Source organism: Sphingomonas sp. GlSt437 (assembly GCF_048015635.2).
In the GTDB taxonomy this organism is placed as follows: domain Bacteria; phylum Pseudomonadota; class Alphaproteobacteria; order Sphingomonadales; family Sphingomonadaceae; genus Sphingomonas.
In genome coordinates, this window is sequence record NZ_JBPGYA010000001.1 from 139,814 (window position 1) to 163,613 (window position 23,800).

General features: G+C 64.3%; 27 protein-coding genes. 14 read left to right on the plus strand and 13 right to left on the minus strand.

Features of this window, described 5'->3' with window-relative positions; genetic code table 11:
- Nucleotides 1-128: 128 nt before the first annotated feature.
- From ACLB0R_RS00695 to ACLB0R_RS00705, 3 genes are all read left to right on the plus strand, one after another.
- On the plus strand, nucleotides 129-1,976 hold the full coding sequence (locus ACLB0R_RS00695) for a CHASE4 domain-containing protein (protein WP_416641270.1): 1,848 nt from the start codon (nucleotides 129-131) through the stop codon (nucleotides 1,974-1,976).
- Between the two features lie 82 nt (nucleotides 1,977-2,058).
- Nucleotides 2,059-2,421, plus strand: coding sequence for a hypothetical protein (locus ACLB0R_RS00700; RefSeq protein ID WP_416641271.1), 363 nt, complete (start codon nucleotides 2,059-2,061; stop codon nucleotides 2,419-2,421).
- 6 nt (nucleotides 2,422-2,427) lie between these two features.
- Nucleotides 2,428-2,931 (plus strand): hypothetical protein, encoded by a 504-nt coding sequence (locus tag ACLB0R_RS00705; protein WP_416641272.1) that lies wholly within the window; start codon nucleotides 2,428-2,430, stop codon nucleotides 2,929-2,931.
- A gap of 43 nt (nucleotides 2,932-2,974) precedes the next feature.
- Here ACLB0R_RS00705 and ACLB0R_RS00710 read toward each other — a convergent pair whose 3' ends face one another.
- Nucleotides 2,975-4,081 (minus strand): SET domain-containing protein, encoded by a 1,107-nt coding sequence (locus tag ACLB0R_RS00710; RefSeq protein WP_416641274.1) that lies wholly within the window; start codon nucleotides 4,079-4,081, stop codon nucleotides 2,975-2,977.
- 262 nt (nucleotides 4,082-4,343) lie between these two features.
- On the opposite strand from ACLB0R_RS00710, the gene ACLB0R_RS00715 reads away from it, so the two are divergent.
- Entirely contained in the window at nucleotides 4,344-5,636 is a 1,293-nt protein-coding gene (locus tag ACLB0R_RS00715) for a M20/M25/M40 family metallo-hydrolase (RefSeq protein ID WP_416641276.1), read from the plus strand.
- 124 nt (nucleotides 5,637-5,760) lie between these two features.
- Here ACLB0R_RS00715 and ACLB0R_RS00720 read toward each other — a convergent pair whose 3' ends face one another.
- The 4 genes from ACLB0R_RS00720 to ACLB0R_RS00735 form a co-directional block, all read right to left on the minus strand.
- Complete coding sequence (locus tag ACLB0R_RS00720) at nucleotides 5,761-6,510, minus strand: RcnB family protein (RefSeq protein ID WP_416641278.1); 750 nt, start codon at nucleotides 6,508-6,510, stop codon at nucleotides 5,761-5,763.
- Between the two features lie 105 nt (nucleotides 6,511-6,615).
- Nucleotides 6,616-7,095, minus strand: coding sequence for a GAF domain-containing protein (locus tag ACLB0R_RS00725; protein WP_416641280.1), 480 nt, complete (start codon nucleotides 7,093-7,095; stop codon nucleotides 6,616-6,618).
- 28 nt (nucleotides 7,096-7,123) lie between these two features.
- Nucleotides 7,124-7,540, minus strand: a complete 417-nt coding sequence (arfB, locus tag ACLB0R_RS00730) for an alternative ribosome rescue aminoacyl-tRNA hydrolase ArfB (protein ID WP_416641281.1) — start codon at nucleotides 7,538-7,540, stop codon at nucleotides 7,124-7,126.
- Nucleotides 7,524-8,186, minus strand: coding sequence for an RluA family pseudouridine synthase (locus ACLB0R_RS00735; protein WP_416641283.1), 663 nt, complete (start codon nucleotides 8,184-8,186; stop codon nucleotides 7,524-7,526). Before ACLB0R_RS00735 ends, arfB begins: the two co-directional genes overlap by 17 nt.
- 78 nt (nucleotides 8,187-8,264) lie before the next feature.
- On the opposite strand from ACLB0R_RS00735, the gene ACLB0R_RS00740 reads away from it, so the two are divergent.
- Nucleotides 8,265-9,107, plus strand: a complete 843-nt coding sequence (locus ACLB0R_RS00740; RefSeq protein WP_416641284.1) for a M15 family metallopeptidase — start codon at nucleotides 8,265-8,267, stop codon at nucleotides 9,105-9,107.
- 69 nt (nucleotides 9,108-9,176) lie between these two features.
- Here ACLB0R_RS00740 and ACLB0R_RS00745 read toward each other — a convergent pair whose 3' ends face one another.
- Nucleotides 9,177-9,650, minus strand: coding sequence for an Lrp/AsnC family transcriptional regulator (locus ACLB0R_RS00745; RefSeq protein ID WP_416643070.1), 474 nt, complete (start codon nucleotides 9,648-9,650; stop codon nucleotides 9,177-9,179).
- 80 nt (nucleotides 9,651-9,730) lie between these two features.
- Between ACLB0R_RS00745 and ACLB0R_RS00750 the strand changes: the two genes are divergently transcribed.
- Complete coding sequence (locus tag ACLB0R_RS00750; protein ID WP_416641286.1) at nucleotides 9,731-10,987, plus strand: cysteine desulfurase-like protein; 1,257 nt, start codon at nucleotides 9,731-9,733, stop codon at nucleotides 10,985-10,987.
- A gap of 211 nt (nucleotides 10,988-11,198) precedes the next feature.
- Here ACLB0R_RS00750 and ACLB0R_RS00755 read toward each other — a convergent pair whose 3' ends face one another.
- The 4 genes from ACLB0R_RS00755 to ACLB0R_RS00770 all read right to left on the minus strand — a co-directional run bounded on the left by ACLB0R_RS00755 (nucleotide 11,199) and on the right by ACLB0R_RS00770 (nucleotide 13,518).
- Nucleotides 11,199-11,510 (minus strand): GIY-YIG nuclease family protein, encoded by a 312-nt coding sequence (locus ACLB0R_RS00755; protein WP_434953670.1) that lies wholly within the window; start codon nucleotides 11,508-11,510, stop codon nucleotides 11,199-11,201.
- Between the two features lie 178 nt (nucleotides 11,511-11,688).
- Nucleotides 11,689-12,291, minus strand: a complete 603-nt coding sequence (wrbA, locus tag ACLB0R_RS00760; RefSeq protein WP_416641290.1) for an NAD(P)H:quinone oxidoreductase — start codon at nucleotides 12,289-12,291, stop codon at nucleotides 11,689-11,691.
- A gap of 106 nt (nucleotides 12,292-12,397) precedes the next feature.
- On the minus strand, nucleotides 12,398-13,111 hold the full coding sequence (locus ACLB0R_RS00765; protein ID WP_416641291.1) for a pirin family protein: 714 nt from the start codon (nucleotides 13,109-13,111) through the stop codon (nucleotides 12,398-12,400).
- Nucleotides 13,112-13,137: 26 nt separating this feature from the next.
- The gene (locus ACLB0R_RS00770) at nucleotides 13,138-13,518 is read right to left on the minus strand and encodes a YybH family protein (protein WP_416641293.1); all 381 of its coding nucleotides are present in this window, start codon (nucleotides 13,516-13,518) and stop codon (nucleotides 13,138-13,140) included.
- Nucleotides 13,519-13,752: 234 nt separating this feature from the next.
- On the opposite strand from ACLB0R_RS00770, the gene ACLB0R_RS00775 reads away from it, so the two are divergent.
- The 5 genes from ACLB0R_RS00775 to ACLB0R_RS00795 all read left to right on the plus strand — a co-directional run bounded on the left by ACLB0R_RS00775 (nucleotide 13,753) and on the right by ACLB0R_RS00795 (nucleotide 19,059).
- Nucleotides 13,753-14,652: a LysR family transcriptional regulator gene (locus ACLB0R_RS00775; protein ID WP_416641294.1), complete on the plus strand. Its 900-nt coding sequence runs from the start codon at nucleotides 13,753-13,755 to the stop codon at nucleotides 14,650-14,652.
- Between the two features lie 153 nt (nucleotides 14,653-14,805).
- A complete protein-coding gene (gene ctrA / locus ACLB0R_RS00780) occupies nucleotides 14,806-15,501 on the plus strand; it encodes a response regulator transcription factor CtrA (protein WP_416641295.1) in 696 nt (231 codons plus the stop codon).
- 231 nt (nucleotides 15,502-15,732) lie between these two features.
- Complete coding sequence (locus ACLB0R_RS00785) at nucleotides 15,733-16,845, plus strand: DUF262 domain-containing protein (RefSeq protein ID WP_416641296.1); 1,113 nt, start codon at nucleotides 15,733-15,735, stop codon at nucleotides 16,843-16,845.
- Nucleotides 16,842-17,489 (plus strand): MAE_28990/MAE_18760 family HEPN-like nuclease, encoded by a 648-nt coding sequence (locus ACLB0R_RS00790; RefSeq protein WP_416641297.1) that lies wholly within the window; start codon nucleotides 16,842-16,844, stop codon nucleotides 17,487-17,489. Before ACLB0R_RS00785 ends, ACLB0R_RS00790 begins: the two co-directional genes overlap by 4 nt.
- Nucleotides 17,490-17,856: 367 nt before the next feature.
- Entirely contained in the window at nucleotides 17,857-19,059 is a 1,203-nt protein-coding gene (locus ACLB0R_RS00795) for a bifunctional alpha/beta hydrolase/OsmC family protein (protein WP_416641298.1), read from the plus strand.
- Nucleotides 19,060-19,068: 9 nt separating this feature from the next.
- On the opposite strand, the gene ACLB0R_RS00800 is transcribed toward ACLB0R_RS00795, so the two are convergent.
- The 3 genes from ACLB0R_RS00800 to ACLB0R_RS00810 all read right to left on the minus strand — a co-directional run bounded on the left by ACLB0R_RS00800 (nucleotide 19,069) and on the right by ACLB0R_RS00810 (nucleotide 21,488).
- Nucleotides 19,069-19,353, minus strand: a complete 285-nt coding sequence (locus tag ACLB0R_RS00800) for a TM2 domain-containing protein (protein WP_416641299.1) — start codon at nucleotides 19,351-19,353, stop codon at nucleotides 19,069-19,071.
- A 62-nt stretch (nucleotides 19,354-19,415) separates the two neighbouring features.
- Nucleotides 19,416-20,147, minus strand: a complete 732-nt coding sequence (locus tag ACLB0R_RS00805) for a hypothetical protein (RefSeq protein ID WP_416641300.1) — start codon at nucleotides 20,145-20,147, stop codon at nucleotides 19,416-19,418.
- 144 nt (nucleotides 20,148-20,291) lie between these two features.
- Nucleotides 20,292-21,488 (minus strand): acetyl-CoA C-acyltransferase, encoded by a 1,197-nt coding sequence (locus ACLB0R_RS00810; RefSeq protein WP_416641301.1) that lies wholly within the window; start codon nucleotides 21,486-21,488, stop codon nucleotides 20,292-20,294.
- A 190-nt stretch (nucleotides 21,489-21,678) separates the two neighbouring features.
- Between ACLB0R_RS00810 and ACLB0R_RS00815 the strand changes: the two genes are divergently transcribed.
- From ACLB0R_RS00815 to ACLB0R_RS00825, 3 genes are all read left to right on the plus strand, one after another.
- Nucleotides 21,679-22,233 (plus strand): sigma-70 family RNA polymerase sigma factor, encoded by a 555-nt coding sequence (locus tag ACLB0R_RS00815; RefSeq protein ID WP_416641302.1) that lies wholly within the window; start codon nucleotides 21,679-21,681, stop codon nucleotides 22,231-22,233.
- Nucleotides 22,234-22,247: 14 nt separating this feature from the next.
- Nucleotides 22,248-22,889 carry a DUF1109 domain-containing protein gene (locus ACLB0R_RS00820; RefSeq protein ID WP_416641303.1) on the plus strand — a complete coding sequence of 214 codons (642 nt, stop codon included), beginning with the start codon at nucleotides 22,248-22,250 and terminating at the stop codon, nucleotides 22,887-22,889.
- 102 nt (nucleotides 22,890-22,991) lie between these two features.
- Complete coding sequence (locus ACLB0R_RS00825) at nucleotides 22,992-23,744, plus strand: DUF1223 domain-containing protein (RefSeq protein WP_416641304.1); 753 nt, start codon at nucleotides 22,992-22,994, stop codon at nucleotides 23,742-23,744.
- Nucleotides 23,745-23,800 lie beyond the last annotated feature (56 nt).

The window sequence follows — 23,800 nt, forward strand, 5'->3', positions numbered from 1 at the left end:
AAACGGCCAATCGTCATCCTCCCCCGTCAGGGGGAGGGGGACCATTCGTGGCACACGAATGGTGGAGGGGGAACCCCCTCCGTCACGCTGCGCGTGCCACCTCCCCCTAGAGGGGGAGGATTGATACAGTGAAACTTCTCTCCCCCGCCTCGCTCGGCGCTAAGCTGCTCATCATCCTGACCGCGGTCGGGCTCGCTGGGGCGATCGCGATCACGCTGATGCTCGCCGCAGTCATCACCCCCAGCTTCAACCAGCTCGAAGCCAAGGAAATCGATGCCCATGTCGATCGCACCCGAGCGGCGCTGAGCGATTATCTCGCCAAGGCCGAAACATCGGTGCGCGATTATGGCGACTGGAATTCGAGCTACGATTACATGGGCCACCCCAACCCGGCGTTCGAGCGCGAGAGCTTTTCGCCGCTGGCGATGACCAACCTCGCGGTCACCGGCATGGCCTATGTCGGCAATGACGGCCACATCGTGATCGCGCGCTGGCTCGACCTTGCCAAGGGCACCGACGCGCCGGCGATGCGCACCGCGCTGATCGGCCGCATCCGCCAGATCGATTTCGCCCGCGCGCTGCACGGCCACAGCTCGGCGGCATTCTACACCCGGATCGGCCCGGTGGTCGCGGCGATGGCAGTGGCGCAGGTGCGGCGCAGCGACGGATCAGGCACCCCGCGCGGCTATGTGCTGATGGCGCGGCCGCTGACCTCCGAGCGGCTCTCAACCTTGCTCCAGCTTCACGCCCTGCTCGAAGCATCGAGCGCAGCCGACGCACCCGTGATTACGCCGCATTACGGCCAGATGGGCATTTCCGTCCCGATCTTCGGGATTGGCGGCCATGCGGTCGCAGCAGTGCATTTCAACGTCGCGCGCAACGTGTCGCTGCTCGGTCAGCGAATGCTGCTGCTCGCGGTCGCCGGAACGAGCGTGCTGCTGATCATCGTGTTGTTCGTGCTCCGGCGGATGATCGCGCGGCTGGTGCTCGCGCCGCTCAACCAGGTCGAGCGCCATATGCAAGGCGTGACCGCGTCGGGATCGCTCAGCCCGCTCGACCAGGCGCCGCGCGCTGACGAGATCGGCTCGCTGGGCAAAAGCTTCAACACGATGCTCCACCAATTGAAGGATTTGCGCGAGCAGGTCGAAGTGCAGAGCTTCGCGCTCGGCAAGAGCGAAAGCGCGGTGGCGGTGATGCACAATGTCCGCAATGCGCTCTCGCCGATCAGCACGATCATTTCGCGCGGCATAGGCCTGGCGCCACCGATCGACCAGGCAATGGTCGAGCGCGCGGTGGGCGAGCTGGCGCGCGAGGACATCCCGGCCGCGCGCCGCCAGAAGCTCGCCGCCTTCGTCGCCGCCGCGATCAACGCCGAAGCGCAAGCGCGCGAGGCGCAGCGCGAGCAACTGAGCGAAGGCCGCACCGCGCTCCAGCATGTGCTCGAGATTATCGGCACCCAGCAGGCGGCGGCACACGAGCGCCCGCCGCTCGCGCCCTGCGACGTCGGCGAGATTATCGCGCAGAACGCCAATATCGCGCGCCACGGCAGCGGCGCGCACATCGCGTTCGATTACCCGAGCGGCAGCCACCTCGTCCTCGCCAATCGCGTGATCTTGAGCCAGGTGGTCGGCAATCTGTTCGGCAATGCCGCCGAGGCAATCGCGGCCGCCAAAAAACTAGATGGCGCCCGCGAGGGGCGGATCACCGTCAGCATCACGAGTGAAGGCGAGGCGACCGTCATCGCCATCCGCGACAATGGCGAAGGTTTCGCGCCCGACGTGGCGGCGACGTTGTTCCAGCGCGGCTATTCGACCCGCAGCCACAAATCGGGCGGCCTGGGCCTCCACTGGTGCGCCAATTCGATGACCGCGATGGAAGGCTCGCTAAGGCTGGAGAGCGAGGGCGTGGGATGCGGCGCGGTCGCGCTGCTGACGCTGAAAGCGGCGGCGGTGGAGAGCGTGGGGCTGGCGGCTTAGTCGAGACGCGGATAGCTATTGTGATAATTTCGGCAGCATGTTGTCCATTGCGAGCAGGGCCGGATTGCCGCACCATGCCCAAATGAAGATCATGATTTCAGGCGCATTAGTCGCCACCCTACTTCCATTGTCGGCAGCGGACGTGCCATCGACCGCATTTCACGTAGGTGAGACTTACGAGATTGATCTGTTTAGGGACTCCGCCAGCGAAGGTCCGAACGGGTCAACAGGAAGCTCGCATGATCAAGACGCAATTGTCGAACGAATCGATTTGATCAGACCAGATGGTGTCGAGGCGGTGTTCGATTTACCATCGACAGCTACTGCTGAAGACCGGCGACAAAACTGGCAATTCCCGGCCCAAATATTCTTGCCCTTTGAAGGCCAAGCAAAATTACTCAACGCACCGGAGCTCGAGAAGCAGGTCGATAAATGGCTGAAATAGGGCAAGATGACCCGCGAGGCATGTGGGCACTGGTTCTTCACATGGAATGCGTTTCGCGTTGAATGCGATCCGCAAGCCGTTGTCGACACCGTTCGATCATTCGATCCTCCATTGCCAATATTGCGCGATGGCGCGATTTATAGCGATACGCTGGCATTGGTACCGGCACCGGCACCGCTGAAGAAGATGCCCTCTACTGCTGCCACCTCAACCTTTTCTGCCAAATTAGCAATCGATCCAAAAGTCGTGCAGCAAGGTCTTGCTCAGGCGGACGTTGTTGTTGGCGAGATTTCGCGCAAGCCGGTCACATTGGACGCTGCTTTGGTTGCCCATGCTAAGGACGTCGTATCTGGCACGATCGAAGTTACTATCGACGCGGATTCGTCAGGAAAATGGAACCGGATCGCAACAGTGCTAAGAAAGACGACGAAAAAGGCCGATGGGGCCATAGAGAATGAAACGGTAACGGAAACACTCCGGCGTCACCTGGTTTCTGCGAAACGGCTCTGACCATTTTTTTGAAGTTAATATTCGCCCTTCCCGACCTTCATCCCTAAGCCGCCACTTCCCCCTTCACCGCCTCGCGCAAATACGGCGCCACCAGATCCCGCTCGCGATACCAAGCCTGGCGTTCCACCGGCAGCGTGTCGAAATTGCCGATCACCCGGCGGCAATCAGGGCTGCGGCATTGGCAGATCATGTGCCAGTTGCCGTCGGCGAGCGTCGTCGAATAATCCCAGGTGATTTCCTCGCCTGCCGCGATGTTGCGCACCGCGATCAGCGCGACGCCGTCCTCGCCGTAGCGCACCCCGGCATTGGGCGCGCAGCTGTGGTTGATGAGGTCGTCGATACGGCCGGAGGGGCCGAGATAGCCATCGGGCGACACCTGCACATAATGGTCACGGGGACCGGTCATGTCGGCGGGCAAGCGATCGGCGCGGACGAGTTTGCCGGTGAATTTGTAGATACGCTCGCCGACGCGGAACGGCACCGCGGCGAACACTGCGCGGCCGAGATGCGTCTCGCCCACCCGGAACAGCCGCGCGGCGGGCGCCGCGTGCGTGCCCTGGCGGCGGAACGGGTTGATCGTCAGCACGCCGACCATGAACCAGACGCTGGCATGGCAGGCGAGTTCGACGAAAATATAAGCGAAACCGCCCGCGCTGAAATGTTCGGCGCGGGCCGCGACGAGCAGCGTCGCCATGTCGCCCACTGACCACAGCCCCCAGGCGGGCGAGGCTTCATGCTCGCGATCGGCCTGCACGCTTTGCCAGGTCGGCCAGAAGCTGACCGGCACCATCGCGACGACGAGCATATGCGCCCAGAACGCCTCTTTGAACGCGAGCCACAGCAGCAGCGAGACGAGGCACGCGGCCATGCACACGCCTTCGCTGAGCGTCGGCGCGCTCCACGCCGAGCGGCGCCAGATAGCGAGCGTGATGGCGATGCAAGCGAGCGCCGAGACGAGGAACACCCAGCTTTGCGGCGCCTGCGGGTTGACCGCGGCATAAGTGACCGCCTCGACAGCGGTGGCCGTCGACCAGATCATCCACGAGGCGCGATTGGGGCGGACCAGTTCGTTGCGGATGCCGACCAGATAGACCGCATAACCGGCAAAGCTCGCCGCGATGGCGAGGATGAACCAGGGGCTTATCGGCATCGCGGGTTCAACATGGTTAACGTGCCGTGTAGCGGATGCAGGGACTCGCGTCCATGCAAAAAACCCAGGAGTCACCGCGAGTCGCGGGGGGATCCCCCCCATTCCTCTCCCGTTCACTGGAGTTCGAGAAAAACAGCGCGTCTCGCTGTCTAGCCCATGCCGGAGGCACGGTCGGCCCCGGACTCTGCTAGGTGAGAGGTTTATCGGGACTGATCTTTACACAACCCCTTGAGCCTTCCCGCGGTCCTATTACCATGACGCTATGCCCATCGCCCTCCTCGCCCCCCTCCTCCTCGCCGCCGCCCCCGTTCACGCCGCCTCTCCCCCGCCCGACCCGGAGCGGCTGAAGGCGACCGTCGAAAAGCTCGTCTCCTTCGGCACGCGCAATTCGCTCTCCTCACCCGACGATCCCAAGCGCGGCATCGGCGCGGCGCGGGCGTGGGCGGCGGACCAGATCGACCAGATCGGCGAGGCGTGCGGCTGCATCACCGTCGAGCGCATCGCGCGTGAATTCACCGGCCCACGCGCGCCCAATGGCGTCAACATCGTCGATGTGCTCGGCGTGCAGCCCGGCCGCGACCCCAATCGCGTCATCATCATCGGCGCGCATATCGATAGTCGCGGGTCGGACACGCTCGATGTGACCAAAGACGCACCCGGCGCCAATGACGATGGCTCGGGCGTCGCGGTGGTGCTGGAAGCGGCGCGCATCCTGTCCAAGCAAAAGTTCGACGCGACGATCGTCTATGCGATCTTCTCGGGCGAGGAGCAGGGGCTGTGGGGCGGCCAATTGCTCGCCGAAACCGCGCAGAAGCGTGGCTGGACCGTCTCGGCGATGCTCAACAATGACATTGTCGGCAACACCATGGGGCAGAACGGCATCCGCGTGGCCGACCGGGTGCGCGTCTTCTCCGAAGGCATCCGCGCGTCGGAGGATGTAAAGGAGCAGCTCGCTCGCCGCGCCAATGGCGGCGAAGACGATGGCCCCAGCCGCGCGCTCGCCAAGACGATCGACGCCGTTGCCGATACGCTGCCCGGCGGGCTCGACGTGTTCGTCGATCGCCGGCCGGATCGCTTCGGGCGCGGCGGCGACCATGAGCCGTTCCTCAAGCTCGGCTACCCCGCCGTGCGCTTTTCGGTGGCTGCGGAGAACTGGACGCAGCAGCACCAGGATTTGCGCACCGAAAACGGCATCCAATATGGCGACACCATCGACAAGATGGACTTTCCCTATCTCGCCAAGGTCGCCGCGATCAACATCGCGACGATCCGCCGCCTCGCCAGCGCCCCCGCCGCGCCCAATGGCGTGACGATCGACGGCGCGCTTAGCTTCGACACGCATGTGAAGTGGCAGGCGGTGCCGGGCGCCGCGAAGTACCGCATCCACTGGCGGCGCACCGATCAGGCCAATTGGACGGGATCGCGCGATGTGGCGGGCACCGAAGCGGTGCTCACCAACGTCTCGATCGACGACAATCTGTTCGCGGTCGCGTCATTGAGCGACAGCGGCGCGGAAAGCGTGCCGACGCTGGCGGGGCCGGCACCGCGGCAATAAGCCCGCCACCATCCAACACAGTCATCCCCGCGCAGGCGGGGATCCATGCTGGCTGAGCAAGCCGAAGTATCCGAAGTCAGCTGCAATGGACTCCCGCCTTCGCGGGAGTGACGGACTCGATCGACTACCGGCAGCAGCAACAGCAGCGCCGCGCGGCGTGGCGCGGGCGATAGGCGTGGCGCACGACCCGGCGGCCGCCATAGCTTTCGACATATTCGGTCGTCGTCGTGGTCGTCGTCACCACCGGCGCGCTTTCGATGGTGATCGTCGTCACGCCGCCGGGCACGGTATAGCTGCCGCCGCTCCCCGCGACGAAGGTCTGGGTATAGCCCTGCGCTTGCGGCTGGATGACCACCGGCGGCCGGCCATAATCGGCGCCGCGCCCGTAATCATCATAGCGATCATCGCGCCCGGCGCCTTGATAGACCACCGGCTGCGGCGGCGGCGCGATGCGATCGAGCCGGTCCCAGTCGAGGCCGTGGACGCTGTCCCACACCTGGCCGTTATCGTCGATCAGCACCGCATCATCATAATAGCGCGCCCAGTGATAGCCGTAGGGCGGCGTATCGAGCCCGAAATCGACGAAATCGGTGATGACGAAATCGCCGCCCAGCCAATAGCTCGGCAGCACGAAGCCGCGCGCCGGCCGGCGATAAGCGTGCCAGCCGCCCGGTGCCTGCATCCCGCCCCACCAGCGCCCGCCGACAGTCCCGCCCCAGCGCGGACCGGGGCCGCGCGGCAGCGACGGCGCGCCGACCGGCCCGCCCGACCAGCCGCCATGCGCGGCGACCACCGACGGCGGTGGCAGACGCTGCGCCAGCGCCGGGCTCGCCAGCGTCGCCACCATCACCATCGCGGCAATTACCTTGCGCATTTCAAAGCTCCCGCGCGCGCCCACACGGCGGGTCGCGCTATAATTAGCGGGAAATTTACGCTGCTTGAGGGGCGACCGCCAGCGTCAGCCGCGTCCCGTTCCGGGTCAGAGTCGGGCCGCCAGCAATGCGGCAATTGCCTCCACGCCGCGCGCATCCTCGGCATCGAAGCGGGCGGTGCGCGGGCTGTCGAGATCGATCACGCCGATCAGCGCGCCGTCGCGGACGATCGGCACGACGATTTCGGACGCGCTGTCAGCATCGCAAGCGATATGGCCGGGAAAGGCATGGACATCGGCGACCAATTGCGTCTCACGCGTCGCCGCCGCGGTGCCACACACGCCTTGCCCCAGCGGAATCCGGATGCACGCCGCCTTGCCCTGGAACGGCCCCAAGACCAGCTCGCCGCCAACGAAGCGATAGAAGCCCGCCCAGTTGAGCTCGGGCAGATACTGCCAGAACAGCGAGGCGGCATTCGCCATGTTGGCGATGCCATCCGCCTCGCCCGCCGTCACCGCGTCGATCGCGCCCAGCAGCTCGCGGTAGAGCTCGGCCTTGTCGGTGGTCTGGATGTCGAAGGTGAACATAAACGGATATGTAGGCAGTGCCGGTCGATCAATCCAGCCGCACCTTGCCGCGCCCGGCCTTCACCGCGCTGCGGCCTTTCTTCGCGTCGACGCGCTTGGCTTTGGCGGCTTTGCTCGGTTTGGTCTTGATGCGCTTGGCCTGGCGCTCATGCGCCTGCGCGACCAGCGCGGCGAGCCGCTCGCGCGCGTCGGCGCGGTTGGCTTCCTGGGTGCGGAAGCGCCGCGCGGTGATGACGAGCTCGCCGCCCGCCGTCAGCTTCGATCCCGCCAGCTGCTTCAGCCGCAGATAAGCGTCCGGCGCCAGCCCCAGCGCGAAAACGTTGACGCGCAATTGCACCGCCGTCGCCACTTTGTTGACGTTCTGCCCGCCGGGTCCAGTCGCGGCGAGGAAGCGCTCCTCGACAATCGCCGCCTCGGGGATCACCACCTCAACCACCGATGCCAAACCCCGCCTCGACGAATGCCGCCGGCACCGGCGCTTCCGCTTCGATCGCCGGCTTGCCCTCGCGCGGTACGGTCAGCGCGACCGCGTGGAGCAGCATCGCCGGCCCGGCGCGGCCATAGACCGGATCGCCGAGCACCGGCGCGCCCAGCCCCTCGGCAGCGTGCACCCTGATCTGGTGCGTCCGCCCGGTCAGCGGCCGGAACTCGACCAGCGCTCGCCCCTCGCGCGCCGCCAGCACGCGCCAGCCGGTCTGTGCGGCTTTGCCTTGCGCTCTGCCGACCATCCGCCAGCCCGCCGCCTCGCTGCTCACCTTGGCGAGGGGCAAGTCGATCATGCCCTCCTCGCCCGCCGGCACACCATCGAGCACCGCCAGATAGCGCTTCTCGACCAGCCCCGCCTCGAACACCTGCTGAAACCGTTTATGCGCCTTGGGATTGCGCGCCAGCAGCAGGCAGCCCGAGGTATCGCGATCGAGCCGGTGCACCGCTGTCGGCCAGCGCTGGAACCCGAAGGTCAGCCCGGCCAAATGGTTTTCCAGGCTCATCCCGCCATCGCGCGGCGGATCGACCGGCAAGCCGGCGGGCTTGTCGATAACGATCGCCTCGCCATCGATGAATAACACACGATCGCTAATCAGGCCGGACATGGGCACATCCCTTTGCCCATGCCCTTGCCACCAAGCGCGGCCCCATGCCAGTGTCGCGTCGACAGGAGTTCTTCCCCGGTGCCACCCATCCTTCGGTCCCTGATCGCCTTTTTGGCGCTGGCCTCGCTTGCGGCCAGTGGCGCGGCGGAACGCCTCTGCCCGGGGCAGGATGTCGCGCCGATGGCCGATGGCCGCATGCTCGGGCATCTGCCTTATGCGGAAGCGCCAACGGGGACGTTGGTCTCCGCCCCGGCGGGATTCGCGATCGGCGCGCCCTGCTATGTCCATCGCGACATGGCGCCCGATCTTAATCGATTGTTGCTCGCCGCCAAGGGAACGCCCGGCGTGGGGATGGCCTTGCGTGCAGTTTCCTGCTTCCGCTCGGTCGAGCATCAGCGCCTTGTGTTCTGCAGCCAGATCGGGCCCCGCAAGCGCTGCGCCAACGCCGCCGAGCGCGCGCGATCGGTCGGCCCGCCGGGCTATAGCGAGCACGCCACCGGTTATGCGATCGACTTCGGCGCGCGGCCCCTGGTCGGCGGCTGCGGCGACGTAAACGCCTGTTTCGCGCAGACACCGGCGGGCCGCTGGCTGATCGCCCACGCGCCCGAATATGGCTTTGAGCTGTCCTTCCCCCAGGGTAATGCGCAAGGCGTGACCTGGGAGCCATGGCACTGGCGCTGGGTCGGGATTTCGGCGCTGGAGGCGGGCGCCGACAAGGCCCGCGCGCTGTTCGCCCGGGCGCGCGCGAGCTTCCCGGCTTACCCCCGGACGCCCGACGCCTCGCCGCTATTGGCGCCACTGCCCTTCGCGATCCCGACACCCGCGCCAACGCCGGTGATCAACGGCGTGCCCATCCTGCCGCCAAAGCCGAAACCAGCGCCACCGCCGAGCCCGAAGCCCGACAGCCCGTCGGTGGATTAGGTCGTGAGCCCGCGAGCGACCGCAATCGGCGCAGGCGGTTGATGTCCAACTTGGGATGGTAAGCGGGTCTTACGCCGCCTTCTTGGATCGGTGCTGACGTGCCTCGCCGATCACCACGAGCGTTTTGAACTGGCGCACGCGGTCGTCGTCCGAAAATAGCCGTTGAACAAGGTCCGCATAATCCTCCATGTCGCGCGCCAGCAGGCGAATGGCGAAGTCGTAATCGCCGGTCACGTGCGCGCACTCCACGACCTGCGGGTGCTCGGCCCATTGCGCCATCAGCTCCCTGATCGTTCGATTTCCCTCCCGTTCGAGGGTGAGCAGGACGATCATCGACAGGTTCCAGCCGAGCGCGCCTGGGGCCACCACCGCTACCTCGCCCTCGATCGCGCCGATGCTGCGGAGCCGGCGGATGCGGCGATAGCAGGCCGGCGCGGAAAGCCCGATGGCATCCGCGAGGTCGGGCACGGGAGTTCGTGCGTCGTTTTTTAAGAGCTCGAGCAAGCGACGATCAAAGTCGTCGAGATCAAATTTGGTCGTCATCACCTCTCATGCGATAAACTTTATCGCAGAGAGCGCAACATCGACAACGCTTGTTGCCGCAAACCGCTACATAGTCGCGCATGAGCTACGATATCGACGCCGTCCGCGCGAACTTCCCCGCCTTGAGCCGCAAGATCGACGGCAAAAGCATCGCGTTCCTCGATAATCCTGCTGGCACGCAGGTTCCTCGCGCCGTGGTCGAGCGCATGACCGATGCGATGTTCAACAAGAATGCCAATCTCGGCGGATCGTTCTCGACGTCGCTGGCAGCCGAGCAATTGGTAGCTGACGCACACCGCGCTGCCGAGCTGTTCCTGGGGGCGCCGAACGCGGGCGAAGTCTTCCTGGGTCAGAGCATGACGACGCTCACCTTCGCCATGTCGCGGACAATCTGCGCCGATTTCGCGCCCGGCGACGAGATCATCCTGACGCGCATGGACCACGACGCCAATGTCGCGCCGTGGCTGATGGCGGCGGAGGATCGCGGGCTGACGGTTCACTGGCTCGATTTTTCGGAAGACAGCTTCGAATTCGATCTCGGCGATCTGCGCGCGCTCATAACGGAGCGCACCCGCCTCATCGCGTTCAATTACGCGAGCAATGTCACCGGCACCATCAACGACGTTGCCGGTGCAGCGCGGATCGCGCGTGAGTGCGGCGCGCAATTATACGTCGATGCCGTTCAGTTCGCGCCGCACGGGCTTGTCGATGTGGCAGCGCTCGGTTGCGACTATCTGGTGTGTTCGGCCTACAAATTCTTCGGCCCGCATTACGCCGTGCTGTGGGGTCGTCGCGAGCGGCTGCAGGCACTCCGCGCTTACAAGGTGCGGGCTGTCGGCGACGCGTTGCCAGGCCGCTTCACCACCGGCACCACCAACCGCGAAGAACTTGCCGGCGTGCACGCCGCCATCGACTATCTGGCGCAGCTTGGGGATGATTACGGCACCCCGGCCGCGACCGACCTTCGTTCGCGGCTGGCCGCCGGCTATCGCGCCATGAAGGACTATGAGGACGGCCTGACGCGGCGGCTGATCGATGGTCTTCAGTCGCTGAAAGGCGTGCGGGTGCTTGGGATCACTGACCCGGCGAACTTCTCGCGGCGGGTTTCAACGGTGAGCTTCACCACGCAAAACATCGCCGCGGCCGAGATCGCTTCGGCCCTGGCGCGCGAGGGCATTCAGGTCTGGGACGGCCACAACTACGCCCTGGAGATTTACCGCAAGCTCGGCCTGCTCGACACAGGCGGCGGCGTTCGGATCGGCCCCGTCCATTACAACACCATCGCAGAAGTCGACCGGACGCTGGAGCGCCTGGACCAGCTAATCCGCACTAGCTGAGGCGCTTGCGCGGCGTGGGTCGCGCGGGTTCGTCCCAGGTAACGCCAAAGCCGAAACCGGCAGCCCCGCCGGGCGCGAAGCGCGAAAGCCCGCCGGCGGATTAGCTCGCAAACCGATCAGCCACCGCTATCGGCCGAGGGGGCAATGTTTGTTATGGGGTGGAAAGCGGTAATTCCCCTGGTCGTCGCCCCGTGCTTGACACGGGGCTTGGCTAATCTGCTGCCGGTGCCGCGCCAAACCACCGCTCCCACAGGTCCTCCCAATCGGGATTTTCTGCCTCGATCAGCGCGAACTTCCACTCCCGCCGCCATTTCTTGACGAGCTTTTCCCGGGCGATCGCCTGCGTGATCTCGTCATGACGTTCGACATAGACCAGCCGGGTCTTTCCAAAATCTGCGACATGGCGCGAGCCCGTTCCCTCGCGGTGTCTGGCGACACGGGCCAAGGCGTCCGCGGTTACGCCGACATACATGCCGCCGCGATAGCGGTTAGCCATGATGTATACCCAGCCGCCCTTTTCCATAGGCCGACTATCGCTGGGACGGCGGACGAAGAAAAGCCTAGCCCCGTGTGGAGCACGGGGCGACGGTGAAAGCGGGCTAACCGCAATTGGGCCGTTAGCCCACGGTCCACTTTATCAGCCAACGGCCCAAGCAAAGCCCCTGCCCGGCGGGCAGGGGCTTTGCTTGCGTGCTGGATAATCAGGCGATCAGCTTCGCCGCCGTCTCGGCCACGCGTTTGCCCAGATAGCGCGCGCCCTCAAGGTCGATCGCGCTTGGCTGGCGGCTGCCGTCGCCGCCCGCCACCGTCGTCGCGCCATAAGGGGCGCCGCCCAGCACTTCGTGGACGCCCATCTGGGCCTGGTGGCCGTAATCGAGGCCGACGATCGTCAGGCCGAAATGCAGCAGGTTGGTGATGATCGAAAACAGCGTGGTTTCCTGGCCGCCATGCTGCGTCGCGGTCGAGGTGAACGCCGCGCCGACCTTGCCGTGCAAGGCGCCCCGCATCCACACGCCGCCGGCGGTATCCCAGAACGACGCCATCTGGCTGGAAATGCGCCCGAAGCGCGTCGGCGTACCGACCACGATCGCGTCATAAGCCGTGAGCGCATCGGGGCCCTCGATCAGGGGATGCGCGGTGTCGGTCTTGAAATGCGCGGCCTCGACCACCGCTTGCGGCGCGGTTTCGGGGACGCGGCGGATGTCGACTTCGGCGCCGGCGGAACGCGCGCCCTCGGCAACCGCATCGGCCATTTTCTCGATGTGGCCGTACGACGAATAATAGAGCACCAGAACTTTTGCCATGGTCTTAACTCCTTGCAGTTGAAGCAGAATGGCGGGAATAGAATGGCCGGACGGATGGGGTTGGGAGGGAGGTATCCGCCCGGCCCCCGCCAGGGGAGGCGGGTTTCTATTCGGCGTCGACGAGGACGATTTCAGCCTCTTCGATCGCCTTGATCGTAATGGTGCGGCCGCCTTCGATAGCGACGCCGTCGCGCGCCTCGATGCGTTCGCCATCGATCTCGATGGCGCCGGTTGCCGGCACCAAATAGGCATGCCGTCCCGATCCGACAAGGTAGCTTACGTATTCATCCTTAGGCAGCGTCGTCGCCAGCAGCCGCGCGTCGGCGCGGATCGGCAGCGCGTCGGCGTCTTCGGCATAGCCGCTCGCCAGCACGGCGAACTCGCCGGTGCGGCTGGCCTTGGGGAAGGGCTTGGCCCCCCAGGACGGCGCGCCGCCCAGCCGCTTGGGCTCGATCCAGATCTGGAAGATGCGCGTCGTCTCGCTCTCCAGATTATATTCGGCATGGCGCACGCCGGTGCCCGCGCTCATCACCTGGACGTCGCCGGCGACCGTGCGGCCGCTATTGCCCATCGAATCCTGGTGCGTGATCGCGCCCGAGCGGACATAAGTGATGATCTCCATGTCGCGGTGCGGGTGCGGCGGAAAGCCGGAGTTCGAAGCAATCTCGTCATCATTCCACACGCGGATTGCGCCCCAGCCCATCCGGTCGGGGTCGTAGTAATTGGCGAACGAGAAATGGTGGCGGGCATTGAGCCAGCCATGATCGGCATGGCCGAGCGTTTCAAACGGCCGCCGCTCCACGGTTTTGATGGCTTCCATTGAAGGTCTCCTGTCAGGCGTCGGCGTCAGGCGCGCGGCGGCTGGTTGGTCGAAAACAGATAGCGATGGATTTTCCACGCACCAGCTTCCCGGCGCAGCACGAAGAGCTCGTTATTGCCTTCCTGGGATTGCTGGCCAGTGGCGAGCAGCGTCTGCGTCCCTGCCGAGCTGGTGCGAGCCCAAGCCCAGTCACCCGCTTCCTCGACCTCATCGATCGTGAACACGATGTCGAGCTTCAGCGTGTTGAACACATGCTCATAGCCCGCCCGCACCGCGTCGCGCCCGACAAGCGCCGGCGCATGCTGGGGCATGAACACTGGATCGGCGCCGTAAAGGCCCAGGATTGTGTCGGTATCGTTGGCGTTGAGCGCCGCCTCATAGGCCTTGAGAACCGTGGTAATGGTCATGATCGCCTCCTTGGTTGGCGCCAAGATAGGGCTTTTGATTGCGCGGCAAATGGAAACGTCAGAAACTGATTGTTTCCGTTATTGCGGTTTTCGCGAAACCAGCATAACCGTCATGCCGGACTTGTTCCGGCATCCACCGCGCCGCGCGGTATGCGCTCGAAAGGTCAAGCGCGTCGCTCACGGCAGCGTGGACCCCGGCACGAGGCCGGGGTGACGATTTGGAGGAACAGACCGATGCGCCTGCCCGATCTCGAAGCCTGGGCGATTTTCGCGAGCGTCGTCGATCATCGCTCGTTCAGCGGCGCGGCAGACGCGATCGGCGTGTCCAAGGCGACCGTCTCCAAGGCGGTCACCCGCCTGGAAGAGCAGCTCGGCCAATCGCTGTTCCACCGCACCTCGCGCAAGCTCACCCTCACCGAAAACGGCAAGGCGCTTGCCGATCACGCCGCGCGCATCCTGGCGGAGGCGGTCGCCGCAGAAGAAGCCGCGCGCGATGCCGCCACCGCGCCCGCCGGCCTGATCCGCGTGACCGCGCCGATGACGCTCGGCCTGCTCCACGTCACCGACCTCATCGCCGAGTTCCTCAAGCAGCACCCCGCCATCGAGATCGACCTCAACCTCTCCGATGCGCGCGTCGATATCGTCGCCGAGGGGTTCGATATCGCGGTGCGCATCGCCGATTTGCCCGACAGTTCGCTGCGCGCGCGCCGGCTGGGGCCGGTGACCGCGCATGTCATCGCCGCGCCTGCCTATCTCGCCGCGCACGGCACGCCGACACACCCCGCGCAATTGGGCGAGCATCGCTGCCTCGGCTATTCGAACGCGACCGGCCCGTGGCGCTTCACCGGCGCGGACGGCACCGAGGTTTCGGTGCGGGCCGCCGGCCCGTTGCGCGCCAATTCGGGCGACGCGCTGCTGCCGGCGCTGCGCCAGGGGCTCGGCATTGGCTGCCTGCCCGATTTCATCGTCGATGGCGATCTGGCGCGCGGCACCCTCGTCCCCATCCTCACCGATTGGCGGCTGCCGCCGTCCGCCATCCACCTGATGACGCCGCCCGGCGCGCTCCGCCCCGCGCGCGTTGAAGCGCTGCTAACCTATCTCGCCGAGAATCTGCGCCGCATCTGCCCCAGCTGAGCGCCCCTCCACACCTCGCGACTCGTGGAGTCAGGCCGATTAATCCGAAATTAACCTTTTACCTTCATCAACGATCAGGTTAATAGTTTCTGTGCTGAGGCAAGCCGGAGCCGAGGGGGTGTTCGGGGCCGCGAGCGACAGGGGAACTGCCAGATGCGCGTGCTGCTGATCGAAGACGAGCCGACAACCGCCAAGGCGATCGAGCTGATGCTCACGACCGAGGGCTTCAACGTCTATACGACTGACCTGGGCGAGGAAGGGCTCGATCTGGGCAAGCTGTATGACTACGACATCATCTTGCTAGACCTCAATCTGCCGGACATGCACGGCTATGACGTGCTGAAAAAGCTCCGCGTCGCCCGGGTGCAGACGCCGGTGCTGATCCTGTCGGGCATTAACGAGATGGACAGCAAGGTGCGCAGCTTCGGCTTCGGTGCTGACGATTACGTCACCAAGCCCTTCCACCGCGAAGAGCTGGTCGCGCGCATCCACGCCGTCGTGCGCCGCTCAAAGGGTCACAGCCAGTCGGTCATCCGCACCGGCAAGCTCGCCGTCAACCTGGATGCCAAGACCGTCGAAGTCGATGGCGCCCGCGTCCACCTGACCGGCAAGGAATATGCGATGCTCGAGCTGCTGAGCCTGCGCAAGGGCACCACGCTCACCAAGGAAATGTTCCTCAACCACCTTTATGGCGGCATGGACGAGCCCGAACTCAAGATCATCGACGTGTTCATCTGCAAGCTGCGCAAGAAGCTGAGCATGGCGTGCGACGGCGACAATTATATCGAAACCGTGTGGGGCCGCGGCTATGTGCTGCGCGAGCCCGAAGAGGTCGTCGCGGTCGCCTGATTTTCCTTCGTCACCGGAATTACAGCTGGGCCGCGGCCACCCGGGGGGTGCCGCGGCCTTTTTTGGTTTTGGGCCTGTTTTGGGGCATTGAGGGGGGTGCGCGCAAAAGTCGGCTGTCCCGCCTTCTAAATCAAGCTATTACAGTTCTTGTAGATCAACTGATGCCTGATAGGGTGCCAACAGGTGCTAACCTGTGCTATCGAAAACGTAAATTACTCCGAGGGTCCTCTAATGCTTTTAAATGAAATTGAGCAGGCTCAGCGCTTGGTGAGGACTGATGCGTATCAGATGTCCATTGGTGAAATTGTCACCATGTACGAGAATAGCGAGATAACGATAGATCCCGAATTTCAGCGTCTATTTAGATGGGAAATTGGTCAGAAATCCAAACTGATTGAATCACTATTATTGGGCATTCCGATTCCTTCTATTTTTGTTTTTGAGAAAGAGGATGGCACTTGGGAGTTAATAGACGGACTCCAGCGAATTTCGACTATTTTGGAATTTATGGGGCGTTTGCGAGAAGGTGACGGGTTGCGCGCACCCTCAGTCCTTGAAGCGACTAAATATCTGCCTTCACTCCATAATGCGGTTTGGGAAGTGTCCGACCGAATCAACGATTTAACGGAGGAAGAACAGTCTGCAATCGACAAAAGTCTTCAACTCGCGATTCGGCGTAGCAGAATTGCGGTCGAAATCTTGAAGCGGCCTAGTGACGATCAGACAAAGTATGACTTATTTCAGCGCCTGAACGCTGGAGGGACTCAAGCAAACGCTCAAGAACTACGTAACTGCGTAGTGTTGATGATCAACAGTGATTATTATCGAGAAATTAAAGCAGCCGCAGAGCAAGCGGTTTTTCAGACAGTCGTATCGGTAACAGAGGACCAACAGGAAAAGCAGCGACATATGGAACTAGCTATGCGTTTCCTTGCTCATGCCCAAGTGCCCTATGATGGACGGTTAGATGTAGAAGAATACATTGACGAAAGCGCAGTTGCCCTTGCCAAAGCAGGCGATGCAGCAGGAGCAGCGAGTCTAATTAGTCGAACTTTTGGGCTCCTGTATGATGTAGCAGGAGCTAATGCGCTTCGACGTTTCGATGGTGGCCAACACACTGGCAGGGTTGGCCTAGTTGGCCTCGAAACGATAGCTGTGGGCATCGCTAAAAATCTTCCGGCTATTGAGCAGCTTGGAGATCAGGCTGCAAGAGCTTTTGTCAGGAATAAGATTGAGACTTTTTGGGCGCAACCTGAGGTAGCTACTTTCACATCACCTGGTTTGAGAGGCACTGTCCGCATCCAAAGGACGGTACCGTTTGGGGAAGCGTGGTTCGCGCCGTGAGCAAGCCTTACTCAGAGGCGGATTTTTCAGCCCAGATCACCGAAGATCGTAATTGGCGCATGAAAGAGATTTCCGACCTCAAGTCGACAATACAGCAAGGCGATGAAGGAGCTAAACGGGTTCTTTTGAGGGCACTTGTAACTATATGCTATGCTCACTGGGAAGGATATGTTCGCTTTACAGCGAAAAAATATCTCGAGCATATAGCGATGCGGAAGTTCCAATACAGTCAACTTAATCCTCAATTTTTTAAAAACTACTTTCTACCCAGACTAGCGTATAGCAGCGGCAGAAATCTAAGCATCTCCGAGCGTTGTGCTTTGGTCGAAGAGATACTCAATTCATCTGACCGACGATTCAGCCGTGTTAATGAAGAGCTTATTAATACAAAGGCAAATTTGAACTTCGATGTATTCTCAGATATTTGTATTGTTTGCGGGTTAGCGGTTGAACCATTCTCCAGCAACTCTACTTTCATGGATATTATTCTGCTCAAACGCCGAAATGCCATTGCGCACGGAGAAGAAACACTGATTGCACTGGATTCTCTCGATGAGGTCGTGAATGGAACGATTTCATTAATGCGAGCCTTTGGCGATGCGCTCGAAAATCATGTTGTCCTACAGACTTACAAAGCCGCGTGATCCCAAGAGTCTTCGTAACCGATCATTAGCCTACCCCTGTCCTACACCCCCACCCCGCGCTACCCTCATCGCATGGCCCCGGCCCATCGCCCTTCCCTCACCCCACACACCGCGCGCACCCGCCGGAGTGGGCAACAAAGGGGGGACGTAGTGTCAACTTCGTCAACTTCGGGCGGACAGCGCGCCGGCGACTCAGGCGGCATCGTCGGGCCGGGGATCGGCCGGCATCGGCGCGGCCCCCATGGTCAGTGCGACCATTCGGACCATTCGCGGCCCCGCCCGCCGCTTCCCGTCCGCTGGCGTCCACGCCGCTTCCCGATTGCCGCGCCCGCGCCTAAGCTCCTGCGCCACAACAGGAGAGCAATCGATGCGGCGCGATGTCGAGTTCAGCAATGCGGCGGGCAACACCTTATCGGGCCGGCTGGAGCTGCCGCCCGGCCGCATCCGCGCGGTCGCGCTGTTCGCGCATTGCTTTACCTGTACAGCCCAGAGTCATGGCGCGCGGCGGATCAGCACCGCGCTTGCCACCCACGGCATCGCGACGCTGGCGTTCGATTTCACCGGGCTCGGCAAGAGCGAGGGCAGCTTTGCCGACAGCCATTTTGCGATGAATGTGAGCGATCTGGTCGCCGCCGCCGGGCATCTGCGCGCGACGGTGGGGGCGCCGGCGTTGCTCGTCGGCCACTCCTTGGGTGGCGCGGCAGTGATCGCGGCGGCGGGCGAGATCCCCGAGGTGAAGGCCGTGGTGACGATCGGCGCGCCGTTCGATCCCGCCCATGTGCTCCACCAGCTTGGCGATCAGGTGGAGAAGGTGCGCGCGGCGGGGCAGGCCGAAGTGACGATCGGCGGGCGCCCGTTCGAGGTGTCGGCGGCGTTTCTCGATGCGGTCGAGGGGCATGATCAGGCGGCGCGGCTGGCGGCGCTGAAGCGCGCGCTGCTGGTGATGCACGCGCCGGGCGACACGATCGTCGGCATCGAGAATGCCGGGCAGATTTTCAGCGCGGCCAAGCACCCGAAGAGCTTCGCCTCGCTCGACCATGCCGATCATCTGCTCACCCGGGCCGAGGATGCGTCCTACGCCGCGCAACTGATCAGCGCCTGGGCCGAGCATTATCTGCCGCCGGTCGCCGAGCCCGATCTGCCGCCCGAAGGCCATGTGAGAGTGACGACGACCGATGCCAAATTCACCAGCATTGTCGATTCATCGGGCCACAGCTTCCTGGCGGACGAGCCGCTCAAGGTCGGTGGCGATGATCTGGGGCCGACGCCGTACGACCTGCTGCTCTCCGCGCTCGGCACCTGCACGGCGATGACGATCAAGCTGGTCGCGGATCGCGAAGGCATTCCGCTCACCAATGTCGAAGTGACGCTCGACCACCAGCGCTGCCATTCGGAGGATTGCGCTCAGACCGGCGAAGGGCGGCCGAAGATCGAAGTGCTCGAACGCCGCATCCACCTGACCGGCGACTTGACCGAAGCGCACCGCGCCCGGCTGCTGGTGATTGCCGACAAATGCCCGGTGCACCGGACGCTGGAGAGCCATCCGGTGATCAGGACGATGCTGGTTTAGCCGGGCCCGTCAACCGCCTGACTGAAGAGATTGGGCGAGATTATTGCGTATCTCATCCTGTTTTTGACGGATCATATCGGGTATCAAAAAGGCATCGATCAACCACCAGAAGAAACCAATGACGATCAGATAAGACAATATCTGTAGAATGGCGGTGCCGGGGCGACCGAGATAGAAGCGATGGCCGCTCACCCATCCAAGGAAAATCCACAAGACATAAGCAACCGTCGTATTCGGCCCGTCGTTGGCGACCCGCTGCTCAATGAGAGACTTTTCGGCAGTGCTAAGCGTCATGGGCGTCCTTTCGTTTCGCTGCCGGTAATTCTCCCCCAACTCACATCGCCGAGCAAGCCCGATCACGGCTTCTCCCGGTCGACGATCGAGAACAGGATGCGCACCCAGGCGCCGATCATCGGCTTGCCCCCCTTGCGCGGCGGGATGACGAGGAACTGGAACGCCGCGTCGCGGATGCCGCGCGCCAGACCCGTGCCGGGCGGTCGGTCGCCGAGGATGATGCAGTCCTCGACATGGTAGCGCGGCGCCGTCTTGCAGGCGATCAGCGCTTCGGCGCCGCCGTGCAGCCCCTTGGGAATGTAGGGCCCGGTCTGCGCGTCGGTCGGCTCGCGATACCAGGCGGCGGCGTAGAGCGGTTCGCCATTGGGCGCGGTGCCGATCGCCTCGCTGTCGCCCGCGCCGGCGCCGCCGCCCGCATCCGCCGTTTCGACTGGGTGGCGAGCGATCTTGCCGATGTCGGCCGCCTGATAGTCCGAGCGGTTGAGGCTGATCATGCCCGGAACGTTGGTGATCGGCACTGGCGGCGGCGCGGGCGGCTGCTCCGCAGGATGCAGCTTGGTCGGCTGGGTCTTGGCGGCTTTTTGCTGGCGCTGGGTCGCGGTCGGCGAGTTGGCCGACTGGTGATCGGCATCGGCGTTGAACACGTCAAAGGTCTTGTCGCCCCGCCCGGCGAATTGCGGCAAATGCGGCGGCCACAGCGTCAGCAGCGCGAGCAGGATCAGCAGCTCGACAAGGAGCGCGCCGATCAGCCCCGATCCGCGCCGCCGCAGCAACGCGGTTCCGTCCTCACCCATTCTGTCTAGCAACGCCCGGCGCACGCACGATCCATTATGTCGGACGCGCCACGGCGTCTCGGCGCGGGCCCTTACCGCAGCGCTATGGCAGGATGAAGGCGCAAAATTGTAACGGCACCGTCATACCGGCTGAGCCGGCAGCGCTCAGACGATCTCGAACAACCCCGCCGCGCCCATGCCGCCGGCGGTGCACATCGAGACGACGACCCAGCGCACCCCGCGTTTGCGCCCCTCGATCAGCGCGTGGCCAACGAGCCGGCTGCCGGTCATGCCAAACGGATGGCCGACCGCAATGGCCCCGCCATTGACGTTGTACTTCTCGGGATCGATGCCGAGGTGATCGCGGCAATAGACGCACTGGCTGGCGAATGCTTCGTTGAGCTCCCAGAGACCGATATCCTCGACGCTCAGCCCCGCTTTGGCGAGCAGCTTGGGGATGGCGAAGACCGGGCCGATGCCCATCTCGTCGGGCGCGCACCCTGCCGCCTGGAAGCCGCGATAAATGCCGAGGATGTCCTTGCCCTCGGCCTCGGCCGTCGCGCGGTCCATGACGATCTGCGCCGAGGCGCCATCGGAGAGCTGGCTGGCATTGCCCGCCGTCACATTCTTGCCCGGGCCGGTGAACTCGCCGCCCGGCCAGACGGTCTTGAGGTCCTTGATGCCTTCATACGTCGTGCCGGCGCGGATGCCCTCGTCCTGCGCGAGCGTCACGGTCTCGCTGCCGGTGCGGTTGCCTTCCTTGTCGAACAGCGCCTTTTCGACCGTGATCGGGACGATTTCCTCGGCGAACGCGCCAGTCGCCAGCCCTTCTGCCGCACGCTGCTGGCTCATCGCGCCATAGCGGTCCTGCGCCTCGCGGCTGACCTGGTAGCGCTCGGCGACGATCTCGGCGGTCTCGATCATCGGGATGTACGCGGCGGGCTGATGTGCGGTCACCGACTTGTTGATGTAGCGCGGCGCGTCCTTGGTGACGGTCATGCTCACCGACTCCATGCCGCCCGCCAGCGCGAGATCGATGTCGCCCGCGATGATCGACCGCGCCGCCAGCGCCACCGCCGTCAACCCCGATCCGCATTTGCGGTCGAGCGTGAAGGCCGGCACGGTGATCGGCAGATCAGCAGCGAACAGCGCCATCCGCCCGGCATTGCCCCCCGTCGTGCCCCATTGGTTGCCGACGCCCCACATCACATCCTCGATCCGCGCCGGATCGATGCCGGCGCGCTCGACCACCGCGTTCATCACATGCGCGGCGAGCACCGGCGCTTCGGTCGCGTTGAACGCGCCGCGATAAGCCTTGCCGATGCCGGTGCGGGCAGTGGCGACGATGGCGGCTTCGCGCATCGAATATGGTCCTCTTGATATCGTTGCTGCCGGGATCGCTATCGCATCGCGCGATTGGACGCCAGCTAGCGCGATCGTGAGCAAACCCGGCACCGATATGGGACGATTGTGCACGCGCACCGCGCCGCACTTGGGTTATGGGAGCATCCATGACCTTGCCCGACTGTAACCGACGCGCCTCGCCCCGCGTATGACCACCAGCGGCACTCCCCTTGCCCGGAGCGAAGCCGAGCTCAAGCACCTGATGGTCGCCGGGCTCGACGGCGATGCGGGCGCGCAGGAGCGGTTGCTGCGGGCAATGCTGCCCCTGTTGCGTGGCTTTTTCGGCCGCCGGTTGGGGCGCGAGGCGGACGAGGTGGAAGATCTGGTGCAGGAAACATTGATCGCCTTGCATACCCGGCGCGCGACGTTCGATCGCGATCGGCCGTTCACCGCCTGGGCTTATGCCGTCGCGCGTTACAAGCTGGTCGATCATTTCCGTCGTCGCCGCGCGCATGTGCCGGTGGAGGATGTCGCGGAAATCCTGCTCGCCGAGGGTTTCGAGGATGCGTTGAGCGCGCGGCTCGATGTCGACCGGCTGCTCGAAGGCTTGTCGCCCAAGCAAGCGCGCGCCATTCGCGACACCAAGATTTCCGGGCTGAGCGTGGCCGAGGCGGCGAGCGACGCCAAATTGAGCGAAGCCGATGTGAAAGTATCGGTGCATCGCGGGCTGAAAGCACTGGCCGAAAGGCTGAAGGGACAATGATGGTGGCGGATGTGATGGACAGCGATGCTTTGATCAGCGCGCTGGCGGCCGATACCCGGCCGGTCCCGCGCTCCGCCGTGATGCGCCGGCTGTTGATCGGCATCGGCGGCGGCGGGCTGGTGTGCCTGGCGCTGGTGCTGGGGCTGCTCGGGCCCCGCGCCAATCTCGACGCGGCGATGCTGACCGGGCCGTTCTGGATGAAGGCGGGCTATACCGCCGCGCTGGCGCTGATCGCGACCGGCATGGTCGCGCGCCTCGCCCGGCCCGATCGCGCGTCCGGCTGGTCGGCCTGGCTGATCGCGCTGCCGGTCGCATTGCTGACCGCGCTTGCGGTGCGCGAGCTCATCATCATGCCGCCGGTCGACTGGCGGCCGATGGTGATGGGCCAGAGCGCCTCGATCTGCTCGGTGCTCGTCGTGCTGTCGGCAATGCCGGTGTTCGCCGGGCTGATCTGGGCGTTCCGCGCGCTGGCGCCGACCCGGCTCCGGCTGGCGGGCGCGGCGGCGGGCCTGGTCGCCGGCAGCGTCGGCGCGACCATTTATGGCTTGCATTGCGTCGAGGCGACCGCGCTGTTCGTGCTCAGCTGGTACACGCTCGGCATCGCCGCCAGTGCGGCACTTGGCGCGCTGATCGGGCCGAAATTGCTGCGCTGGTAATCGGGCTTGTAACCGCCGGCCCGGCTAGTGCGAAAGTAAGGCATCGGTCGCGGGGTTTCCCCCTTTTCCCCGCGGCCAACCTGATTTGAAGGAGCCTGATCGATGTCGCGTTTTCTGACCGCCTTTGCGCCGGCGCTGGCGCCTGCTTTCCTGCTCGCCGCCTGCTCGGGCGCGTCGATCACGCCGAGCGCGGACGCCGCGACCAATGGCGGTGACACCGCCTCCAAGGTCGCGCTGGGCGATACCGCGCGCCCGACCGTGATCGAGCTGTACCAGAGCCAGGGCTGCTCGTCGTGTCCGCCCGCCGACAAGGTGGTGAACCGCGTCGCCGACCGGCCCGATGTGATCGCGCTGTCGTTCGCGGTTACCTATTGGGACGATCTCGGCTGGAAAGACACCTTCGCCAGCCCGGCTTTCACTGCACGCCAATGGGATTATGCCCATGCCGCCGGCCGCTCGGTCGTCGCGACGCCGCAGGTGATCGTCAACGGCAAGCAGCCGGTGCTCGGCAGCCGCGAAGGCGAACTGAACGACGCCATTGCCCGCAACGCCAATCATGATGGCCCGACCGTGACGGCGGATGCCGGCAAGGTGACCGTCAGCGCCGGCAAGGGCGATGCGACGGTCTGGCTGGTCCGCTATGATCCGCGCACGATCAACGTCGCGGTTGCCGGCGGCGAGAATGAGGGCGCCACCATCCCGCACCGCAACATCGTCAAGCAACTGACGCCGCTCGGCCAGTGGCATGGCAGCCAGGCAAGCTTCACCCTGCCCGCCGCGCCCGCCGGTCTCAAGACCGCCGTGCTCGTGCAGCAGGGCAAGGGCGGCCCGATCATCGCCGCCGGCCGCGCCTGATCGACGCCCGGCCTAGCGAACCAACGCCTACTTCAGCGGTGCCGGTCCTAAGGACC

What these genes read in the sequence shown, in the direction of transcription:
- ACLB0R_RS00705 (WP_416641272.1), top strand. Translation starts at nt 2,428, where the DNA reads ATGACCCGCGAGGCATGTGGGCACTGGTTCTTCACATGGAATGCGTTT.
- ACLB0R_RS00710 (WP_416641274.1), bottom strand. Translation starts at nt 4,081, where the DNA reads ATGCCGATAAGCCCCTGGTTCATCCTCGCCATCGCGGCGAGCTTTGCC.
- ACLB0R_RS00810 (WP_416641301.1), bottom strand. Translation starts at nt 21,488, where the DNA reads ATGCGCGAAGCCGCCATCGTCGCCACTGCCCGCACCGGCATCGGCAAG.
- ACLB0R_RS00735 (WP_416641283.1), bottom strand. Translation starts at nt 8,186, where the DNA reads ATGTCCGGCCTGATTAGCGATCGTGTGTTATTCATCGATGGCGAGGCG.
- ACLB0R_RS00745 (WP_416643070.1), bottom strand. Translation starts at nt 9,650, where the DNA reads ATGACGACCAAATTTGATCTCGACGACTTTGATCGTCGCTTGCTCGAG.
- ACLB0R_RS00815 (WP_416641302.1), top strand. Translation starts at nt 21,679, where the DNA reads ATGACCACCAGCGGCACTCCCCTTGCCCGGAGCGAAGCCGAGCTCAAG.
- ACLB0R_RS00765 (WP_416641291.1), bottom strand. Translation starts at nt 13,111, where the DNA reads ATGGAAGCCATCAAAACCGTGGAGCGGCGGCCGTTTGAAACGCTCGGC.
- ACLB0R_RS00770 (WP_416641293.1), bottom strand. Translation starts at nt 13,518, where the DNA reads ATGACCATTACCACGGTTCTCAAGGCCTATGAGGCGGCGCTCAACGCC.
- ACLB0R_RS00800 (WP_416641299.1), bottom strand. Translation starts at nt 19,353, where the DNA reads ATGACGCTTAGCACTGCCGAAAAGTCTCTCATTGAGCAGCGGGTCGCC.
- ACLB0R_RS00700 (WP_416641271.1), top strand. Translation starts at nt 2,059, where the DNA reads ATGAAGATCATGATTTCAGGCGCATTAGTCGCCACCCTACTTCCATTG.
- ACLB0R_RS00715 (WP_416641276.1), top strand. Translation starts at nt 4,344, where the DNA reads ATGCCCATCGCCCTCCTCGCCCCCCTCCTCCTCGCCGCCGCCCCCGTT.
- ACLB0R_RS00825 (WP_416641304.1), top strand. Translation starts at nt 22,992, where the DNA reads ATGTCGCGTTTTCTGACCGCCTTTGCGCCGGCGCTGGCGCCTGCTTTC.
- ACLB0R_RS00775 (WP_416641294.1), top strand. Translation starts at nt 13,753, where the DNA reads ATGCGCCTGCCCGATCTCGAAGCCTGGGCGATTTTCGCGAGCGTCGTC.
- ACLB0R_RS00820 (WP_416641303.1), top strand. Translation starts at nt 22,248, where the DNA reads ATGGACAGCGATGCTTTGATCAGCGCGCTGGCGGCCGATACCCGGCCG.
- ctrA (WP_416641295.1), top strand. Translation starts at nt 14,806, where the DNA reads ATGCGCGTGCTGCTGATCGAAGACGAGCCGACAACCGCCAAGGCGATC.
- ACLB0R_RS00805 (WP_416641300.1), bottom strand. Translation starts at nt 20,147, where the DNA reads ATGGGTGAGGACGGAACCGCGTTGCTGCGGCGGCGCGGATCGGGGCTG.
- ACLB0R_RS00755 (WP_434953670.1), bottom strand. Translation starts at nt 11,510, where the DNA reads ATGGAAAAGGGCGGCTGGGTATACATCATGGCTAACCGCTATCGCGGC.
- ACLB0R_RS00720 (WP_416641278.1), bottom strand. Translation starts at nt 6,510, where the DNA reads ATGCGCAAGGTAATTGCCGCGATGGTGATGGTGGCGACGCTGGCGAGC.
- ACLB0R_RS00750 (WP_416641286.1), top strand. Translation starts at nt 9,731, where the DNA reads ATGAGCTACGATATCGACGCCGTCCGCGCGAACTTCCCCGCCTTGAGC.
- ACLB0R_RS00785 (WP_416641296.1), top strand. Translation starts at nt 15,733, where the DNA reads ATGCTTTTAAATGAAATTGAGCAGGCTCAGCGCTTGGTGAGGACTGAT.
- ACLB0R_RS00725 (WP_416641280.1), bottom strand. Translation starts at nt 7,095, where the DNA reads ATGTTCACCTTCGACATCCAGACCACCGACAAGGCCGAGCTCTACCGC.
- ACLB0R_RS00795 (WP_416641298.1), top strand. Translation starts at nt 17,857, where the DNA reads ATGCGGCGCGATGTCGAGTTCAGCAATGCGGCGGGCAACACCTTATCG.
- wrbA (WP_416641290.1), bottom strand. Translation starts at nt 12,291, where the DNA reads ATGGCAAAAGTTCTGGTGCTCTATTATTCGTCGTACGGCCACATCGAG.